Source organism: Psychrobacter sp. CAL346-MNA-CIBAN-0220 (assembly GCF_040309805.1).
In the GTDB taxonomy this organism is placed as follows: domain Bacteria; phylum Pseudomonadota; class Gammaproteobacteria; order Pseudomonadales; family Moraxellaceae; genus Psychrobacter.
This window is the reverse complement of sequence record NZ_JBEOPF010000103.1, coordinates 1-289: the sequence shown is the minus strand read 5'-3', so window position 1 is coordinate 289 and position 289 is coordinate 1. Positions and strand designations below refer to the sequence as shown.

General features: G+C 38.8%; 1 pseudogene. It reads left to right on the top strand.

Annotation, left to right across the window (positions count from 1 at the left end):
- Positions 1 to 289, top strand: a pseudogene (locus AAEY88_RS12885) (TonB-dependent siderophore receptor); the annotation flags it as partial.

The following is a 289-nucleotide window of genomic DNA, read 5'->3' as shown; positions in this document are numbered from 1 at the left end:
CTTATAGGGCTGATATAGATTACACCACAGGGGTTTCTGATGATGTTGCAATTAGACTGATCGGTTTTTATGAAGATTCAAATAGCTTTAGAGACACCATTAAAAAAACCAAACAAGGCGTTAGCCCATCAGTAGCTTGGTATATTAACGACAATAGTGAACTGATTTACGAACTTGAATACAGTAAGCAAACAATACCTTTTGATAGAGGAGTGTTAGCAATAAATGGTGAGCTTGGGGTTATTCCTGCAAACCGATTTTTAGGTGAGCCGGGTGATGGCCCTATTAC